This is a genomic window from Cryobacterium roopkundense, from assembly GCF_014200405.1.
Taxonomy (GTDB): Bacteria; Actinomycetota; Actinomycetes; order Actinomycetales; family Microbacteriaceae; genus Cryobacterium; species Cryobacterium roopkundense.
In genome coordinates this window covers 3,860,976-3,878,414 of the sequence record NZ_JACHBQ010000001.1, presented here as the reverse complement: position 1 = coordinate 3,878,414, position 17,439 = coordinate 3,860,976, and the positions used below count along the sequence as shown (strand labels likewise).

The window sequence follows — 17,439 nt, the reverse complement described above, 5'->3', positions numbered from 1 at the left end:
CACATCAAGCTTGTCAGTCACGACGTCTCGTCTCTTTACTGCTTGGGTCCGGATTGCTTCTTGGCACGGTTCTTGCTCACCGGCTGCTGTCGCTGGGCCGGCTTCTTGGGCTCTTCGACCACAATAATGTCACCATCCGTTGCCAGCAATTTACCCTTGCGCGCCAGACGTTCCTCGCGTGCCTTTGCGGCTTCACTGCCAGGTGTCGGCATGTTCCGAATCACGAGGAACTGCTGAATCATGGTCCAGAAGTTCGACGTGAGCCAGTAGAACATGACGCCGAGTGGGAAGGCCACACCGGAGAAGGCGAAGACGAGAGGGAGCAGGTAGAGCATGATGCGCTGCTGCTTGAACATCGGGCTCGCCTTGGTTTCGGGCGACATGTTTTTGGAGACGATCTGCAGCTGGGTGATGAACTGGGAGGCCGTCATCAAAACCACCATGACCGCGGCGATAATCATGACCGAACCGTTGAAAGGGTCCCCCGCCATCATCGGCGTCCACTGGGAGGCGAACGAGCTGTGCAGCGGGGCGTCTCCGAAGAGAGTGGCGTTACCGAAGCTGCGGGCCAATTCGCTGTTGAGAGGCCCGACGCCGGCTTCCGAACGCTGTGCGTTGTTGAGCACCGAGAACAGCGCGAAGAAGATGGGCATCTGCAGAAGCAACGGCAGGCAGGAACTCAGCGGATTGGTGCCCGTGCGCTTGTAGAGCGCCATCGTCTCGCGGGACATTGCCTCACGCGAGAACTGGTCCTTCTTGCCCTTGTACTTATCTTGAATCTTCTTTAGCTGCGGCGCGACCTCGAGCATTTTGCGCTGGCTCTTGATCTGCTTCACGAAGATGGGGATCAGCGCAGCGCGAACCACCAGCACGAGACCGACAATGGAGAGGACCCAGGTTATCCCGTCGTTGAAGCCCATGCCAACGGCCGAGAACAGGGAGTGGAACGCAACGAGCAGTAGCTCGACGGCCCATTTCAGTGGCCAGAGGATCGTATCTATGAAACCCATACTCCGGATCAGCCCTTTCCGTGGCTTGGTGAGAAAACAAAACCAAATGACGTCACGGAATAGCGACGTTTCTGTTTGAGGGGAACATCATCTATTCCACCCTCAGCCCACGGGTGGCATCGAGCGAGCCGACGCGCGGCCAGGGCCGAACCAATCGTGAGGCCATGTTCCTGAACGGCACCGAGTGCATATGCCGAACAGGATGGGTAATACCGACACACGTCCCCATACAGGGGAGAGATGACCGCGCGGTACACGCGCAGAAGAATGACACCCATGTTGCGGGGTATCAGCAGCACGGTGACCACGAATTTGTTCATCGCTTCGACGATACTTTGCGTACCTGTAAGGACTGCTCGAATGCGTGAGCCAGTTCAGTTCTCAACGTCGCCCAGGCGGCATCTTTCGCAGTCGGAAGGGCGCGAACCACAATATCCGTCCCCGGTTCCACCGTGGCGAGCAGCTCGTAGCTCCCCGCTTTCAGGCGCCGACGAAGGCTATTACGCCTCACCGCGTTGCCAACGTTTTTGGCCACGATGAAACCAAAACGTGCGGGAATTCCCTCAGCGCCTGTTGGCACAGCAGAGTTTTTCCGCACGTAAATGACCGTATGTGCTCCTACTCGACGCACTCCACGCCGAACGACACCTTGATAATCGCTCCCGCTCGTAATGCGATTCACATGTGCAAGCACGAGAACCTCACAAGCATGGCGCTGCCTACGCGGAGAGTTCGGTGCGACCCTTGCGACGGCGGGCACCGAGGATCGCGCGGCCGGCGCGGGTGCGCATGCGCAGACGGAATCCGTGCACCTTGGCGCGACGGCGGTTGTTCGGCTGGAACGTTCTCTTGCTCATTATTCAATCTCCACGTGATTGGATCTCCGCTGGCCGAAACAGCGGCTGCGAAAAAAGTCTGTAGCCCACGGGATGGGGTCAACTGATTAAAACTACGGCCTCGACCACCTTTGGTCAAACTCAATGCCCCAAACTCGAGGTTATCCACAATAATGTCCACAGGTTTTGCCCGGTAGTGCACAGGCATGGCTACGAGAATTCGCCTCACCGAACGGGATTGGCTAGCGTTGACAGAAGTTATCCACAGGTTTGTGCACTATTTCTGAAAATTCGATCGCTTTTGCACACAGGTGGTGGATAACTTTGTGAAAAGTCGACATTGAGAGATTGAAGGAACCATGGCGGACGGCGAACAGCCCATTGCCCAGACGTGGCAGTCGGTACTAACCACCCTCGAGTCCGACGCCAGCATTACCCCCATGCTCTACGGCTTCCTCAGCCTCGTCGAGCCCAAGGGGATTGCGGCGGGCACGTTCTACCTCGAGGTCCCCAATGAGTTCACGGCCAGCATGCTCAACCAGCGGATGCGGGTTCCCCTGCTGACGGCGATGGGCCAGCTCGATGAGGCCACGGCGGTCTCAACGTTTTACGTGGTGGTGAATCCTGAGCTCGAGCAGGAATCGCTGCGTCCCCTGCACCAGGCATCGACGCCGGCCGACGCGGCGGCCCCAGCAGCGGCGCAGTCTGTGTTTGAAGGAACAGCGCCCACTCCCCCGCACGAAACACGACTGAATCCCAAATACAGTTTCGATAACTTCGTGATCGGCCAATCCAACCGGTTCGCGCACGCCGCAGCCGTGGCAGTGGCCGAAGCGCCGGCCAAGGCCTACAACCCGCTCTTTGTCTACGGTTCGTCGGGCCTGGGCAAGACACACCTCCTGCACGCCATCGGCCACTACGCCATGAGCCTCTACCCCGGAATCCGGGTTCGTTACGTCAGTAGCGAGGAATTCACCAACGATTTCATCAACTCGATCGCCAATAACCGAGGGTCCGCCTTCCAAGCGCGCTATCGCAACATCGACATCCTGATGATCGATGACATCCAGTTTCTGCAGGGCAAGGCGGAAACTCAGGAGGCGTTCTTCCACACCTTCAACACCCTGCATGATCACAACAAGCAGGTCGTTATCACCAGCGACCTTCCCCCCAAGCACCTCACCGGGTTCGAAGACCGCATGCGTTCCCGTTTCGAGTGGGGCCTCATCACGGATGTGCAGGCACCCGACCTCGAGACACGCATCGCTATCCTGCGCAAGAAGGCACAAAGCGAAAAGCTCCAGGTGCCCCACGACATCCTCGAGTTCATGGCGTCCAAGGTGTCGTCGAACATCCGTGAACTTGAGGGAACGCTCATTCGAGTCACGGCATTCGCCAGCCTCAACCGCACGCCGGTCGATATGGACCTCGTTCAAACTGTGTTGAAGGACCTCATCACGCTGGACGATGACAACGTGATTGCTCCCGTGGACATCATCACCAACACCGCCAACTACTTCAAGCTCTCTGTGGACGACCTCTATGGGTCGTCGCGGAGCCAGGCCATCGCGACGGCGCGTCAGATCGCGATGTATCTCTGTCGCGAGCTCACCAACCTCTCCCTGCCCAAGATCGGTCAGCTGTTCGGCAACCGTGATCACACGACTGTGATGTATGCGAACAAGAAAATCAGTGAGCTAATGAAGGAGCGTCGATCGATTTACAACCAGGTCACGGAGCTCACCAATCGCATCAAACAGGATCACCGCTACAAATAATGACGAAATTTCGCAGTTTCACACCTGTGTATAACCCTGTGGAAATTAAGAGTTAAACGTGTGAAAGCCTGTTGAAACCGGGAGGGTGCCTGTGGAAACTCAACTTAAAATAACTCGGGTCATTCCAACGAAGTGTTAACTTCTCCACAACCCGTCAACAAGTTACATTCGTGTAGTTCCCAATGTTTAACAGAGAATTTCGAAGTTATCCACAGTTTCCACAGCGGTTAAGAACATTAACGTTTAACTTAAATTTCTCTCGATCCGACAACCTTGACGACTCGGGGCGTGTTCCACGCTCCCTCCCAGAACCGAGCTAGGGTTGAGGCCCACCCCTCGCCATTCCTCGGCCTTTTATCGAACAGGAGCCATTTCGTGAGATTTCAGGCCAATCGTGATGTTTTCAGTGAAGCTGTTTCCTTCGCTGTCAAACTTCTGCCCCAGCGAACGACGCTGCCAATCCTCAGCGGAGTTCTCATTGAGGCCACCGCAACAGGCCTGATCCTGTCGTCATTCGATTACGAGGTTTCGGCCCAAACCGAGATTGCCGCCGACGTGGAGGAGACCGGCAAGGTCTTGGTTTCCGGGCGCCTGCTTGCCGAGATCGCCAGCCGTATGCCGAATGCTCCAGTGCGTTTCAGCACGGAGAATTCTCGAATCAAGGTCAGCTGCGGGTCCGCGAACTTCACGTTGCTGTCTATGCCGGTGGAGGAATATCCCAGCATTCCCCAGGTCAGCGCCGAATCTGGGCTCGTTCCGGCCGAGGAATTTGCGGCAGCTGTGGCCCAGGTTGCCGTGGCCGCATCGCGCGACGATGTCACGCCCGTGATCACCGGGGTGCAGCTCGAGGTCACCGAGAACAGCCTCAGCCTCGTGGCGACCGACCGCTACCGGGTTGCCGTGCGGGACATCGACTGGGATCCGGGCAGCAACACCAACCAGGGAACGATCACGGCGCTCGTGCCGGCTCGCACCCTGCAGGAGGTTGGAAAGACCTTTGGTCACAGCGGCACGATCTCGGTCTCCATCACCAACAGCGACGACCGTGAACTGATCGCCTTCACGGCCAACAAGAAAACCGTCACGTCTTTGCTGATCAAGGGCAATTTTCCTCCGGTTCGCCGGTTGTTCCCCACCGCAGTAGACAACTATGCCGTGATGAACACTGCCGATCTGGTCGAAGCCACTCGTCGTGTGCAGCTTGTGTTGGAACGCGAGGCAGCACTGCGCTTCACGTTCACAGCTGACGGGCTTACGCTTGAAGCAGTCGGTTCCGAACAGGCCCAAGCCTCGGAATCCATCGACGCGATCCTCTCCGGAGGCGACACCGTAGTGTCGCTCAAGCCCCAGTTCCTCCTCGATGGTTTGGGAGCGGTGCATTCCGAATTCGTTCGGATCTCGTTCACTAAGACAGAAAACCCGAACAAGCCCGGGCCGGTGCTCATCACGAGCCAAACCTCGCGCGAACAGTCCGGTGCCGACAGCTACAAGTACCTGTTGCAGCCCAATTTGCTGCTGCGTTAGTAGTCACACTCAAGAAAAGAAAACCATGCACATCGGAATCATCGGCCTGGGAAAAATGGGCGCGAACATGCGCGATCGCCTGCGTAACCAGGGAATTACAGTTACCGGTTATGACCGCAACCCCGAGGTGACTGATGTCACCTCAACGGCGGAGCTGGTTGAGGCTCTCCCGGCACCCCGGTTGGTGTGGGTGATGGTGCCCTCCGGTTCCATCACAGATGCTGTTATTCAGGATCTGTCGGAGCGGCTTGAAACTGGCGACCTGGTGATCGACGGCGGAAACTCCCGCTTCACCGAGGACTTCAAGCACGCTGCCTTGCTCCAGGACAAGGGCATCAACTACATCGATGTGGGGGTCTCCGGCGGAGTGTGGGGAGTCCAGAACGGCTATGGCCTGATGGCCGGCGGAAATGTCGATCAGATCGAGCGCGCCATGCCGGTATTCGACGCGCTGCGCCCCGAGGGTCCCCGAGACGAGAGTTTCGTGCATGCCGGGGAAATCGGCGCCGGGCACTACGCCAAAATGGTGCACAACGGCATCGAATACGCTCTCATGCAGGCCTATGCCGAGGGCTACGAGATGCTCGCCAAGCGGGACGACCTGATCAAGGACGTCACCGGCACGTTCAAGAGCTGGCAGCGTGGCACCGTCGTTCGATCCTGGCTGCTTGAGCTGCTCGTGAAGGCCCTCGAGGAAGACCCTGAGCTGGCCAGCATCGAGGGTTTTGTCGAAGACTCCGGCGAGGGTCGCTGGACCATCGAGGAGGCACTCGCGAACGCGGTTCCGGTTCCGGCCATGAGTGCTGCCATCTTCGCCCGATTCGTGTCACGCGAGGAGGACTCCCCCGCCATGAAGGCTGTCGCCGCCCTCCGCAACCAGTTCGGTGGCCACGCCGTCAAGAAGGCCGACTGATTCGACGTGCGCGTCACCCACCTGTCGCTCACTGACTTCCGCAACTATGCGGCGGCCGAGGTTCCCCTGCTCGCGGGGACCAACCTCATCGTGGGGCGGAACGGGCAGGGCAAGACCAATCTCGTGGAAGCCTTGGGGTATTTGAGTACCCTGGGCTCCCACCGGGTGTCCGACGACAAGGCCATGATCAGGGCCGGCCAATCCGCGGCGGTCATTCGTGCGCGACTCGCGTACAACGGCCGGGACATTCTCACCGAGGTCCAGCTGAATCGGGCGGGGCTGAACCGCGCGCAGGTGAACCGGTCTGCGATCCGCACCAGGGACCTGCCGCGGTATTTCTCCAGTGTGGTTTTCGCCCCCGAAGACCTCGCGCTCGTGCGCGGGGATCCTTCAGGACGCCGCCGATTCCTGGACCAACTGCTTGTGCTGCGCTCCCCCAGGCTGTCCGGGGTGATCGCCGACTACGAGCGTGTGTTGAAGCAACGCAACACGCTGCTGAAGTCGGCGCGCGGATCGGGCATGAAAGAGAATCAGCTCAGCACGCTGGATATCTGGGACGAACGTCTGGTGGCGCTCGGCTCGGAGATCATTGACGAACGAGCGGAGCTGGTGCGCTTGCTCGGCGAGCCGTTGCGAGCGGCGTATCGGGCGGTTGTGGACGAGGATCACGGGCCGGAACTCCTGCCATTGCTCAGTATCCTGGGTGCCGATGAGTTCTCGGTGGGCGAGCCTGTCTCGGGAACCCGCCCCTCTCCGCTGGTCGAGCCTGTCGAGACTTCGACCCAAGCGACAAGCTCGACCCAAGCGACAAGCGGTGGGGGCTCGACGGCGGATGCCTTTCGGGCGGCGCTCCTGGGGCTGCGGCGTAAGGAACTCGAACGTGGCATCACCCTGGCCGGCCCTCACCGCGACGACGTGGTGTTCATGCTCAACGGCCTGCCCGCCAAGGGATACGCGAGCCACGGCGAATCATGGTCGTTCGCGCTGTCACTGAAACTCGCATCCGCTGAGCTGCTGCGCCGCGATTCCGCCAGCGGCGACCCTGTGCTGATCCTCGACGACGTCTTCGCCGAGCTCGACCAGTCGCGCCGTCGGCGGCTCGCCGAGGCCATCATCGACTACGAGCAGGTGCTCATCACCGCGGCCGTGCTCGAGGACGTGCCTGAGTCCCTCACCGCCCACACCATTCATATTCGGGGAGGTGCCATCGTCGATGGCTGAGCCCGAAGAACCGGCTGAGACCGCCGGCCGCCGCTACAGCGAGGCGGCGAACGTCTTCCTGCGTTTCAAAGACGTCTTTGGTGACCCGAATGCGCGCCGCAACCGCAGCCGGCGTCGCCCGCGGGACGAGCAGGGCTCGAGTGTGCCGTTCGGTGCCGGTCGTGACCCGCGCGGCATTGGGGACACGATCAACTCGCTCACCATGCAGCTGGGCTGGAACTCTCCCCTGGCCCAGTCCGAGCTACTCGCGTCCTGGGCCGAACTGGCCGGGGCCGAGACCGCCAATCACTCCAGCCCGGCCGGCATCGATGAGGGTGTGCTCACCGTGCACTGCGAGTCCACGGCGTGGGCCACGCAACTGCGGCTCATGCGCAACGAAATCATGAGCCACATCGCCATCAAGTACCCAGACGCCGGCATCCAGTCGATCCGTTTCCAGGGCCCCAACGCCCCATCCTGGAAAAAGGGTCCCAGATCAATTCCAGGGCGTGGTCCGCGCGATACCTACGGCTAGCCATGCAAATTAGGTCAACCGACTGAAATAAACGCGTCAAACGGCGATTATGGCCTGTCACGCGCCCCCCGTTTGGTAAACTGAATGGTCGCCCGTGCGATGGTCAGGAGCCAAATTTCAGATGACAGTTGAACCGACGACCGTGCCAGAGCACGAATACGGCGCAGACGATATCCAGGTTCTCGAAGGACTTGAAGCCGTTCGCAAGCGACCTGGAATGTACATCGGTTCCACTGGTCCCCGTGGCTTGCACCACCTCGTGTACGAAATTGTCGACAACTCCGTCGATGAGGCTCTCGCCGGGCACTGCGACCTGATCGATATTCGCATTTTGGCGGATGGCGCGGTGCGCGTTGAAGACAACGGTCGCGGTATCCCCGTCGACATCCACCGCACCGAGGGTCGCTCGACGGTTGAGGTCGTTCTCACCGTGCTGCACGCCGGCGGAAAGTTCGGCGGCGGTGGTTACTCAGTGTCCGGTGGGCTCCACGGCGTGGGCAGCTCCGTGGTGAATGCGCTGTCTTCGCGCCTCGAGGTTGAGGTGCGTCGGCAGGGACATGTTTGGCGCCAATCGTTCGCCGACGGTGTGCCGGACGCTCCCCTGGCCAAGGGTGAGGCATCAGACGCAACCGGCACGACGATCACGTTCTGGCCGAGCGCCGAGACGTTCGAGACCACGATCTTTGACTATGAAACCCTGCGCGCTCGGTTTCAGCAGATGGCGTTCCTCAACAAGGGCTTGCACATCAAGCTCACCGACGAGCGTGAAGAAGAGAAGAACGAGGACGGTACTTTCGTCACGAACTCGTTCATGTACGAGAAGGGCCTCGTCGACTACGTCGAGTATCTGAACCGTGCCAAGAAGGCCGATCTCGTCAATGACGAGATCATCTCATTCGAGTGGGAAGACCACGAGCGCAAGATGGCGCTCGAGGTGGCCATGCAGTGGACCACCGCGTACACCGAGAGCGTGCACACCTACGCGAACACCATCAACACCCACGAGGGCGGCACACACGAAGAAGGCTTCCGCGCCGCGCTCACGACGCTCGTCAACAAGTACGCGCGAGAAAAAGGCATCCTGAAAGAAAAGGATGACAACCTCACGGGCGACGACGTGCGCGAGGGCCTCACAGCCGTCGTGTCGATCAAGCTCGCGGAGCCACAGTTCGAGGGTCAGACGAAAACCAAGCTCGGCAACACCGAGGCGAAGACGTTCGTTCAGCGCGTGGCCGGCGAGCAACTCGCCCACTGGTTCAACATGAACCCGAACCCGGCGCGTGAGATCATCCGCAAGGCCCTGCAGGCGTCCAATGCCCGCATGGCGGCCCGCAAGGCGCGCGAAACGGCCCGTCGCAAGGGCCTGCTCGAGGGCGGCGGTATGCCAGGCAAGCTCAAGGACTGCCAGAGCAAAGACCCGTCGCTCTCCGAGATTTTCATCGTGGAGGGTGACTCGGCCGGCGGTTCCGCTGTTCAGGGACGTAACCCCGAGACGCAGGCGATCCTGCCGCTGCGCGGCAAGATCCTCAATGTGGAGAAGGCGCGCCTCGACCGTGCCCTCGGAAACAACGAGGTGCAGGCCATGATCACGGCCTTCGGCGCCGGAATCGGCGAAGAATTCAACCCGGACAAGGTGCGGTACCACAAGATCGTTTTGATGGCCGACGCCGACGTCGACGGCCAGCACATCACGACCCTGCTACTCACCCTGCTCTTTCGCTACATGCGCCCGCTGATCGATCTCGGTTACGTGTACCTCGCGCAGCCGCCGCTATACCGACTCAAGTGGAGCAACTCACCACATGAGTACGTGTACTCCGATGCCGAACGCGACGCCCTGCTCTCCGACGGTGCCGCAGCCGGCAAGCGCATCCCGAAAGACAACGGAATCCAGCGCTACAAGGGCCTCGGCGAGATGGACTACAAGGAGCTGTGGGAAACCACGATGGCCCCCGAGTCCCGCACTCTGCTGCAGGTCACGCTTGACGACGCTGCATCCGCTGATGAAATTTTCTCCACCCTGATGGGCGAGGACGTCGAGTCCCGCCGTAACTTCATTCAGAAGAATGCAAAGGACGTGCGTTTCCTTGACATCTAAGGACACCCCGGAAGACAACAACACCGTCGAGGCAGCGGATGCCGCGGCCGCGGCCGCGCACCTAACCCAGCACGGCAAGATCGACCAGGTCGACTTGCAGCTGGAAATGCAGCGCTCGTACCTCGACTACGCCATGAGCGTGATCGTGGGCCGTGCCCTGCCCGACGTTCGTGACGGCATGAAGCCCGTGCATCGCCGTGTGATCTACGCCATGTTCGACGGCGGCTACCGCCCGGACAAGGCATTCTCCAAATGCGCCCGTGTCGTTGGTGACGTGATGGGACAGTTCCACCCCCACGGTGACTCGTCGATCTACGACGCCCTCGTGCGTCTCGTGCAGCCGTGGAGCCTGCGGTACCCGTTGGCTCTCGGCCAGGGTAACTTCGGCTCCCCCGGCAACGACGGCGCCGCCGCCCCGCGGTACACCGAGACGAAGATGGCCCCGCTCGCCCTCGAAATGGTGCGCGACATTGAAGAAGACACCGTCAACTTCCAGGACAACTACGACGGCCGCACACTCGAGCCCACGGTTTTGCCCGCCCGCTTCCCCAACCTGCTCGTCAACGGTTCGGTGGGTATCGCCGTGGGTATGGCGACGAACATCCCCCCGCACAACCTGCGTGAGGTCGCCGCCGGCGCCCAGTGGTACCTCGACAACCCGGAGGCGAGCCGCGAAGAGCTGCTTGAGGCACTCATCCAGCGCATCAAGGGCCCGGATTTCCCCACCGGTGCCCAGATCCTCGGTGTCAAGGGCATCCAGGACGCCTACCGCACGGGCCGTGGGTCCATCACGATGCGCGCCGTGGTCAGCATCGAGGAGCTGCAGGGTCGCACCTGCCTCGTGATCACCGAACTCCCCTATCAGGTGAACCCGGACAACCTGGCGATCAAGATCGCCGATCTGGTGAAAGACGCCAAGATCACCGGCATCGCCGACATCCGCGACGAGACCAGCGGACGCACAGGCCAGCGCCTCGTCATCGTGCTCAAGCGCGACGCCGTGGCCAAGGTCGTGCTGAACAACCTCTACAAGCACACGCAGCTCCAGGAGAACTTCGGCGCGAACATGCTCGCTATCGTGGACGGGGTGCCTCGCACACTCGCCCTAGACGGCTTCATCTCGGCATGGGTAGCGCATCAGGTTGAGGTCATCGTGCGTCGCACGCAGTTCCGCCTCAACAAGGCCGAGGCCGAGGCGCACATCCTGCGCGGCTACCTGAAGGCCCTGGACGCCCTCGACGAGGTAATCGCGCTCATCCGTCGCTCGAACACCGTTGACGACGCACGCGAAGGCCTGATGGCCCTGCTCGACGTGGACAAGCTCCAGGCCGACGCGATCCTCACGATGCAGCTGCGTCGACTGGCAGCCCTCGAGCGCCAGAAGATCATCGACCAGGCCGCGGCCCTCGAGCTGCAGATCGCCGAATTCAAGTCGATTCTCGCGAGCCCGGAGCGCCAGCGCACCATCATCAAAGACGAGCTCGCCGAGATCACGAACAAGTTCGGCGACGACCGCCGTACCGAAATCATGTTCGGGTTCGACGGAGACATGTCGATCGAAGACCTCATCCCCGAAGAGGAGATGGTGGTCACAGTCACCCGCGGCGGCTATATCAAGCGCACTCGCAGTGACAACTACCGCAACCAGCACCGTGGTGGCAAGGGCGTCAAGGGTGCGCAGCTGCGTGCCGACGATGTGGTCGAACACTTCTTCGTCACGACGACGCACCACTGGCTGTTGTTCTTCACGAACACGGGCCGGGTTTATCGTGCCAAGGCCTACGAGGCGCAGGAATCCGGACGCGACGCCAAGGGCCAGCACGTGGCCAACCTGCTCGCGCTGCAGCCGGGTGAGGAAATCGCTCAGATTCTCGATATTCGCGACTACAACGTGGCCCAGTATCTGACCCTTGCCACCCGTGACGGCCTGATCAAGAAGACCGCCCTGAGCGAGTACGACACGAACCGCACAGGCGGCATCATCGCGATCAAGTTGCGCGAGGGCGACGAACTCGTTTCCGCGCTTCTGGTCGAGAATGATTCCGACCTGCTGCTCGTGTCGCACAAGGGCATGTCCATCCGTTTCACGGCAACGGATGAGGCGCTGCGTCCCATGGGTCGCAGCACGTCCGGCGTGATTGGAATGCACTTCCGCGGCGAGGACACGCTGCTGGACGCATCCGTCATCGACAACGACGGCTACGTGTTCGTTGTAACGGAGGGCGGCTACGCTAAGCGCACGTCCGCCGACCAGTATCGCCTGCAGAATCGCGGTGGGCTCGGCATCAAGGTGGCCAAGCTTAATGACGATCGCGGGGACCTCGTGGGCGCGTTGATCGTCAACGAGGAAGACGAAGTGCTTGTGGTTCTTGCCAGCGGCAAGGTGGTACGCTCTGACGTCGCCGAGGTTCCGGCCAAGGGTCGGGACACCATGGGCGTCGTGTTCGCGAAGTTTGCGACCGAAGACCGAATCATTTCCATCGCCAAGAACAGCGAGCGCAATCTCGTGGTGGAGGAAACCGAAGCCACAACTGACACTGCAGCACCGAACGATGATTCGGGGAAAGTAGAATCACCAGATGAGTAGCGTCGCGGAGAAATTGGCCAAGAAGTCGAATCGTCGACCGTCCACGAAGCAGGTGCGCCTGAAGCTGGTGTACATCGACTTCTGGTCGGCCGTCAAGCTGTCGTTCCTGGTGGCGTTGTGCCTGGCGGTCGTCACGATCGTGGCGTCGTTCCTGGTGTATACGGTGCTGGCACAGACCGAGATCCTCGACAAGGCCAACACGTTGTACACCGACATCTCCGGCAGCTCAGCTGACCTGCTGAGCATCCTGTCGGTCGGCAATGTGATGGGCTTCGCCGTGGTTGTCGCGGTGCTCAACACCGTCGTCATCACCGCGCTCGGTGCGATTTTTGCGGTACTGTATAACCTCAGCGTCAAAATCACCGGCGGGTTGCTCGTCGGTTTCACCAACAACTAGGCGGTACAAACTAGTTGTTGGCTTTCTGACACGCGCGGATGTTCCGCTCGATTTCAGGAAATGGGCAGATTCCGATAGTCTCAAATCTGCCCACAGGGGGATATAGCTCAGTTGGTTAGAGCGCTTCACTGATAATGAAGAGGTCCCAGGTTCAAATCCCGGTATCCCCACGCAACAACACGAGATCGCGTATGCGACTCGGGGCCATAGCTCAATTGGTAGAGCGCCTGCTTTGCAAGCAGGAGGTCCGGGGTTCGATTCCCCGTGGCTCCACACACAGTTCCACAACAATGAAAATGCCCGGCCGTTCATCGGCCGGGCATTTTTTGCATCCACCCACTGAGACGCCGTAGGACGGCGACTCAGGACTTAACGCACAAGGCCCGCATCCCAGAGCGGATGCGGGCCTTGTGCGTGTGAGAGTGGCGCTCAGTCCTCCTGAGAGGTGCTCGACTCGTTCTCGTCCTCTGAAACCCACAGTTCGTCGTCGGCGCGGAAGGTCTGCCAGACGGCATAGGCGACACCCACGGCGGCGGCTATGGCCAGCCCGACGGCCACGTAGGTGGCAGCTCCGGTGGTCTTCTTCTGCACGACGACGGGCTTCTGCAGGTGGATGCGGCTCAGGGCGGCACGCACGCGCGCGTCGCGTGCAACATCTCCAACGCTCATGACGGTACCGATCGCGTTGCCGATCCCCGGCAGAAAGTCGTTCACCACGGTGCGGCGAACATCTCCAGCGAGCTGCTGCGTCGCGTCCACACGAGGACGAACGTAGTGGTCATAGCCTTCCCTGACCCTCGGCACAACCTCTTCACGGGTGAGGACACCGGCCTGGTGGCCGGCCTCACGGGCGACGGCGTTGGCACGTTCGAGGACTTCTGCCTGTTGGCTCCATAGTTCGTCGGCGCTCTTGCGCAGCCGAATGAGTTCCTTGCGGCGCTTGCGTGACAGGCTCATCTGGACCCTCCATTGTTGTCGTGCGGCGAATACGTCCATCTTGCCACTGAATCGACTGGGAGCAATCTGGGTATCAGAATCCTAGTGGAGGCCTGTGCAAGAATTGTCAGCATGTCTAAGCACACGGCTGTCGCCACCCTAAACACCACCCTCGGACCGATCCAGGTCAATCTGTTCGGCAATCACGCGCCGAAGACCGTGAAGAACTTTGTGGGTCTCGCGACCGGCGATATCGAGTGGACGCACCCCTCCACCGGAGTCAAGTCCACGACGCCGCTCTACGACGGCACGATCTTCCACCGCATCATCAAGGATTTCATGATTCAGGCCGGCGACCCGCTGGGCCAAGGCACCGGCGGCCCCGGCTTCCAGTTCGATGACGAGATCAGCCCCGACCTCGACTTCACGCAGCCCTACGTGCTGGCCATGGCGAATGCCGGTATTCAGGGCGGCCACGGCACCAACGGGTCACAGTTCTTCATCACCGTTGTTCCCACCACCTGGCTGCAGGGCAAGCACACCATTTTCGGTGCCGTCGAAGACGAGGCCTCCCGTGCAATCGTCGCGAAGCTGGCGACTGTGGCAACCGACGGCCGCGACCGTCCCCGTGAAGACGTCGTGATTCAGAGCGTTACTGTCGAGTCCGTCTAACTACGGTCGTTCACCTCACAGATGAGTGATCTGCCTGCCTCGGCGGCGAATTTTTGTTACCGCCACCCGGGGCGGCAGAGCTTCATCTTGTGTCAACGTTGTGGGCGAACGATCTGCCCGGAATGCCAGACTCAGGCCGCCGTCGGCGTGGTCTGCCCCGAATGCATGAAAGAACAGCGCAAGAACGCGCCCCGCACCAAATCCGTCGTGATGACCCGACTCACGGGCAGTGGCGCCCCCACGGTCACCTATGCTCTGATCGGCCTGACCCTCGTAGTCTTCGTCCTACAGTGGGTCCCCGGCCTTGGCATCACGGACAAGTTGCTCTACGCCGGCGTGTATTCCTTTCCCGGCAACTTTGAGCCGTGGCGTATGCTCACGACAGCCTTCGTACACTCGCAGGGCTTCATCTTTCACGTGCTCCTCAACATGTATATGCTCTGGATCTTCGGGCAACAGCTTGAGGGCATGCTCGGTCGGGCACGTTTTCTCACGCTCTACCTCGTGAGCGGATTCGCCGGTTCTGTGGGCGTACTGGTGCTGTCAGCGCCGAACGTGGCCGTGGTGGGTGCATCCGGTGCCATCTTCGGCCTGATGGGCGCGTTCCTGGTGATTCAACGCGGCCTCGGCGGAAATGCCACGCAGTTGCTCGTGCTGCTCGGCATCAACTTCGTGATCGGGTTCATCCCCGGTCTCAACATCGCCTGGCAGGCGCATCTCGGTGGCCTGATCGGGGGAGCGCTAATGGGTCTCATCTTCATGAAGACCCGCAGGCTCAAGCAGACCTGGCTGCAGGTTGCCCTGATAGCCGGCCTCGTGATTGCGCTCGCTCTGCTGGGCACCCTCAAGGTGCTCAGCTACCTCTAGCGAGAGCTGCCGCCGACTCGACAGGCGGCTTAAGTTATCCACAGGTTATCCACAAACTGGGGATAATTACACGGTTGTCATTAGCGACAGGCGTGCGGGTGGAACGGGCGATCTAGCGCCAGCGCGTGGTCATGAGAAAGCCGACGAAGGCGATGCCGAAGCCCACCATGATGTTCCAGGAACCCAGCGCCGCGATCGGCAGCTGGCTTTGGCTCACGTAGAACACGATGATCCAGGCGAGGCCGAGCAGCATGAAGCCAAACATGACCGGTTTGAACCAGACAGAGTTGGGTGCTTCCTCGCCAGAGCGGGCAACCTCGTTGCGGGCGGGCTTGGTGCGGGGGTTCGTTCGAGCCATGAGACTGATCTTACCGTCACAGACTGGCAATTCTGCGGGTTCACCGTGCGTGACCTCTGCCGTGCGCATCTTCAATAGACTCTAAGCGTGACCAATTCGCCCGAAGCTGAAGCCGTCGCGCCCAGGCGTGGTCGCCGAGCGAGCACGCCGAACGCCCGCCCGCTGAAGCGTGTCGTGGGCGTCCTGGGCGTGATGGGTGAATTGCTGATGACCGCCGGCGTTCTTGTGATGCTCTTCATCGGGTGGCAGCTGTGGTGGAACGACATGCTCATGGCGAACGAGCAGTCCAATGCCGCCGCGGAGATCAGCCAGAACTGGATCGACGAGGCTCAGCAGCACAGCCAGGACGATGCCACGCCGCCGCCAGCAGACCAAACGGGGCCCGTCGACTATGGCGACCCGATCGTCAGTGCCGCTCCGGGAGACGCCCAGGCCTTCGCCGTTCTCTACGTGCCGCGCTACGGCGCCGACTACCACCGCACCGTCGCGCAGGGCACCGGCCACAACGTGCTCAACAGCACGACGCTCGGCATTGGCCACTACCCGGATACCCAGATGCCCGGCGAGGTGGGCAACTTCGCCGTGGCCGCGCACCGCAGCGCCTACGGGGGAGGGATGCACCTGATCAACGAGCTGCAGCTCGGTGACGCTATCTACGTGCAGACAGCAGACGGGTACTACACCTACAGGTTCCGCGACCTCGAGTACGTACCGCCGTCGGCCGTCGGCGTGCTCGCCCCTGTGCCGAACCAACCCGGAGTCGCCCCCGTGGATCGCATCATCACCCTGACGAGCTGCAACCCCCTGTTTTCCACAGCGGAGCGCATCATTGCCTACGGCGTCTACGAATCGTGGCAGCCGACATCCGCAGGAGCGCCGGCCGAACTCGCTCCCATCATCGCCGCCCAGGCGCAGGGCTAGGAGGCTCTCTTGTACGCAGCGCTCTGGCGTATCCTTCCCGGACCCGTGTGGGTTCGGCTCCTTCTCGTGCTGATCCTGCTCGCGGCAGTTCTGTTCGCGCTCTCCACGTGGGTCTTCCCCTGGATCGACCAATTCGTCAACAACCAGGAAGCGACGGTGGGTGGCTAATGGCCCGCATCCTTGTCATCGACAACTACGACAGTTTCGTCTACACCCTCAATGGGTACCTGATGGAGCTCGGGGCCGAGACCGTGGTCATGCGCAATGACGCCTTCGCGCCGAGCGAGGCCGCGGAGCAGCTCGCCGGCTACGATGGCGTCCTGCTCTCGCCAGGACCGGGCAAGCCGGCGGATGCCGGGGTGTCGGTCGCCATGGTGCGCGCCGCCCTCGAGTCTGGCGTACCGCTGTTCGGAGTGTGCCTGGGGCATCAGGCGATCGCCGAGGCCTTCGGTGCCACGGTCACCAACGCCGAGGAACTCATGCACGGCAAGACCAGCCGGATCACCCACGACGAGAGCGACTTTTACGAGGGGGTGCCGCAGCCGTTCACGGCGACGAGGTACCACTCTCTTGCCGTGGTCGATTCGACGGTACCCAAGGAGCTCGTGGTGACGTCGCGAACCGAAGGCGGCGTGATCATGGGGTTGCGGCACGAGTCGGCGCCCATCCTCGGCGTGCAGTTCCACCCGGAGTCCGTGCTCACCGAGGGGGGCTATCGCATGGTGGGCAACTGGCTGGCTCTCGCCGGTCTGCCTGCGGCGCGTGAGAAAGCGAAGGGCCTGCACCCGCTACTGCGCCTCACCTGAC

At 61.1% G+C, this 17,439-nt stretch carries 19 protein-coding genes and 2 tRNA genes; 15 read left to right on the top strand and 6 right to left on the bottom strand.

From position 1 onward, the window contains the following. Positions 1–35: 35 nt before the first annotated feature. From yidC to rpmH, 4 genes are read right to left on the bottom strand one after another with little or no spacing between them, the layout of a single operon-like run. Complete coding sequence (yidC, locus tag BJ997_RS17995; protein WP_035835221.1) at positions 36–1,010, bottom strand: membrane protein insertase YidC; 975 nt, start codon at positions 1,008–1,010, stop codon at positions 36–38. A gap of 8 nt (positions 1,011–1,018) precedes the next feature. Further along, positions 1,019–1,330: a membrane protein insertion efficiency factor YidD gene (yidD, locus tag BJ997_RS17990; protein ID WP_035835220.1), complete on the bottom strand. Its 312-nt coding sequence runs from the start codon at positions 1,328–1,330 to the stop codon at positions 1,019–1,021. Then, complete coding sequence (gene rnpA, locus BJ997_RS17985) at positions 1,327–1,692, bottom strand: ribonuclease P protein component (protein WP_420827202.1); 366 nt, start codon at positions 1,690–1,692, stop codon at positions 1,327–1,329. Before rnpA ends, yidD begins: the two co-directional genes overlap by 4 nt. A gap of 37 nt (positions 1,693–1,729) precedes the next feature. Continuing rightward, the gene (rpmH, locus tag BJ997_RS17980; protein WP_010204566.1) at positions 1,730–1,867 is read right to left on the bottom strand and encodes a 50S ribosomal protein L34; all 138 of its coding nucleotides are present in this window, start codon (positions 1,865–1,867) and stop codon (positions 1,730–1,732) included. A 338-nt stretch (positions 1,868–2,205) separates the two neighbouring features. Here rpmH and dnaA point away from each other — a divergent pair, with 338 nt between their 5' ends. The 10 genes from dnaA (at position 2,206) to BJ997_RS17930 (ending at position 13,151) form a co-directional block, all read left to right on the top strand. Further along, positions 2,206–3,624 carry a chromosomal replication initiator protein DnaA gene (gene dnaA / locus BJ997_RS17975; protein ID WP_035835218.1) on the top strand — a complete coding sequence of 473 codons (1,419 nt, stop codon included), beginning with the start codon at positions 2,206–2,208 and terminating at the stop codon, positions 3,622–3,624. A 375-nt stretch (positions 3,625–3,999) separates the two neighbouring features. Then, on the top strand, positions 4,000–5,148 hold the full coding sequence (gene dnaN, locus BJ997_RS17970; RefSeq protein WP_035835217.1) for a DNA polymerase III subunit beta: 1,149 nt from the start codon (positions 4,000–4,002) through the stop codon (positions 5,146–5,148). Next, positions 5,099–6,061, top strand: coding sequence for a phosphogluconate dehydrogenase (NAD(+)-dependent, decarboxylating) (gene gnd, locus BJ997_RS17965; RefSeq protein ID WP_268871346.1), 963 nt, complete (start codon positions 5,099–5,101; stop codon positions 6,059–6,061). Before dnaN ends, gnd begins: the two co-directional genes overlap by 50 nt. A gap of 6 nt (positions 6,062–6,067) precedes the next feature. Further along, positions 6,068–7,282: a DNA replication/repair protein RecF gene (gene recF, locus BJ997_RS17960; protein WP_035835215.1), complete on the top strand. Its 1,215-nt coding sequence runs from the start codon at positions 6,068–6,070 to the stop codon at positions 7,280–7,282. Beyond that, complete coding sequence (locus BJ997_RS17955; RefSeq protein WP_035835214.1) at positions 7,275–7,796, top strand: DciA family protein; 522 nt, start codon at positions 7,275–7,277, stop codon at positions 7,794–7,796. Before recF ends, BJ997_RS17955 begins: the two co-directional genes overlap by 8 nt. A gap of 121 nt (positions 7,797–7,917) precedes the next feature. Further along, positions 7,918–9,894 (top strand): DNA topoisomerase (ATP-hydrolyzing) subunit B, encoded by a 1,977-nt coding sequence (gene gyrB, locus BJ997_RS17950; RefSeq protein ID WP_035835213.1) that lies wholly within the window; start codon positions 7,918–7,920, stop codon positions 9,892–9,894. A gap of 79 nt (positions 9,895–9,973) precedes the next feature. Continuing rightward, positions 9,974–12,481: a DNA gyrase subunit A gene (gene gyrA, locus BJ997_RS17945; RefSeq protein WP_052541942.1), complete on the top strand. Its 2,508-nt coding sequence runs from the start codon at positions 9,974–9,976 to the stop codon at positions 12,479–12,481. Continuing rightward, on the top strand, positions 12,474–12,878 hold the full coding sequence (locus tag BJ997_RS17940; RefSeq protein WP_035835210.1) for a DUF3566 domain-containing protein: 405 nt from the start codon (positions 12,474–12,476) through the stop codon (positions 12,876–12,878). Before gyrA ends, BJ997_RS17940 begins: the two co-directional genes overlap by 8 nt. Before the next feature lie 96 nt (positions 12,879–12,974). Beyond that, positions 12,975–13,048: transfer RNA gene (locus tag BJ997_RS17935), tRNA-Ile, on the top strand. A gap of 30 nt (positions 13,049–13,078) precedes the next feature. Next, positions 13,079–13,151, top strand: a tRNA-Ala gene (locus BJ997_RS17930). Positions 13,152–13,307: 156 nt separating this feature from the next. Here the strand turns inward: BJ997_RS17930 and BJ997_RS17925 are convergent. After that, entirely contained in the window at positions 13,308–13,835 is a 528-nt protein-coding gene (locus BJ997_RS17925; RefSeq protein ID WP_035835209.1) for a hypothetical protein, read from the bottom strand. A 111-nt stretch (positions 13,836–13,946) separates the two neighbouring features. Between BJ997_RS17925 and BJ997_RS17920 the strand changes: the two genes are divergently transcribed. Then, complete coding sequence (locus BJ997_RS17920; RefSeq protein ID WP_035835208.1) at positions 13,947–14,486, top strand: peptidylprolyl isomerase; 540 nt, start codon at positions 13,947–13,949, stop codon at positions 14,484–14,486. A 165-nt stretch (positions 14,487–14,651) separates the two neighbouring features. After that, positions 14,652–15,353 carry a rhomboid family intramembrane serine protease gene (locus BJ997_RS17915; RefSeq protein WP_338042546.1) on the top strand — a complete coding sequence of 234 codons (702 nt, stop codon included), beginning with the start codon at positions 14,652–14,654 and terminating at the stop codon, positions 15,351–15,353. 112 nt (positions 15,354–15,465) lie between these two features. On the opposite strand, the gene BJ997_RS17910 is transcribed toward BJ997_RS17915, so the two are convergent. Beyond that, entirely contained in the window at positions 15,466–15,711 is a 246-nt protein-coding gene (locus tag BJ997_RS17910) for a cell division protein CrgA (RefSeq protein WP_035835260.1), read from the bottom strand. 87 nt (positions 15,712–15,798) lie between these two features. Here BJ997_RS17910 and BJ997_RS17905 point away from each other — a divergent pair, with 87 nt between their 5' ends. Genes BJ997_RS17905 through BJ997_RS17895 form a run of 3 tightly spaced genes read left to right on the top strand, consistent with a single transcriptional unit; the run spans position 15,799 to position 17,438 of the window. Then, positions 15,799–16,632 carry a class E sortase gene (locus BJ997_RS17905; protein ID WP_338080931.1) on the top strand — a complete coding sequence of 278 codons (834 nt, stop codon included), beginning with the start codon at positions 15,799–15,801 and terminating at the stop codon, positions 16,630–16,632. A 9-nt stretch (positions 16,633–16,641) separates the two neighbouring features. Continuing rightward, positions 16,642–16,800: a hypothetical protein gene (locus BJ997_RS17900; protein ID WP_035835204.1), complete on the top strand. Its 159-nt coding sequence runs from the start codon at positions 16,642–16,644 to the stop codon at positions 16,798–16,800. After that, a complete protein-coding gene (locus tag BJ997_RS17895) occupies positions 16,800–17,438 on the top strand; it encodes an anthranilate synthase component II (protein WP_183323646.1) in 639 nt (212 codons plus the stop codon). The genes BJ997_RS17900 and BJ997_RS17895 overlap by 1 nt, the downstream gene beginning before the upstream one ends. The last annotated feature ends 1 nt before the right edge of the window (position 17,439 follow it).

Bases quoted from the DNA above. Each gene is read 5' to 3' on its own strand.
- dnaA (WP_035835218.1), top strand. From the start codon at position 2,206: ATGGCGGACGGCGAACAGCCCATTGCCCAGACGTGGCAGTCGGTACTA.
- yidC (WP_035835221.1), bottom strand. From the start codon at position 1,010: ATGGGTTTCATAGATACGATCCTCTGGCCACTGAAATGGGCCGTCGAG.
- yidD (WP_035835220.1), bottom strand. From the start codon at position 1,330: ATGAACAAATTCGTGGTCACCGTGCTGCTGATACCCCGCAACATGGGT.
- BJ997_RS17895 (WP_183323646.1), top strand. From the start codon at position 16,800: ATGGCCCGCATCCTTGTCATCGACAACTACGACAGTTTCGTCTACACC.
- BJ997_RS17955 (WP_035835214.1), top strand. From the start codon at position 7,275: ATGGCTGAGCCCGAAGAACCGGCTGAGACCGCCGGCCGCCGCTACAGC.
- BJ997_RS17910 (WP_035835260.1), bottom strand. From the start codon at position 15,711: ATGGCTCGAACGAACCCCCGCACCAAGCCCGCCCGCAACGAGGTTGCC.
- BJ997_RS17915 (WP_338042546.1), top strand. From the start codon at position 14,652: ATGAAAGAACAGCGCAAGAACGCGCCCCGCACCAAATCCGTCGTGATG.
- gyrB (WP_035835213.1), top strand. From the start codon at position 7,918: ATGACAGTTGAACCGACGACCGTGCCAGAGCACGAATACGGCGCAGAC.
- rpmH (WP_010204566.1), bottom strand. From the start codon at position 1,867: ATGAGCAAGAGAACGTTCCAGCCGAACAACCGCCGTCGCGCCAAGGTG.
- BJ997_RS17925 (WP_035835209.1), bottom strand. From the start codon at position 13,835: ATGAGCCTGTCACGCAAGCGCCGCAAGGAACTCATTCGGCTGCGCAAG.
- BJ997_RS17920 (WP_035835208.1), top strand. From the start codon at position 13,947: ATGTCTAAGCACACGGCTGTCGCCACCCTAAACACCACCCTCGGACCG.
- BJ997_RS17940 (WP_035835210.1), top strand. From the start codon at position 12,474: ATGAGTAGCGTCGCGGAGAAATTGGCCAAGAAGTCGAATCGTCGACCG.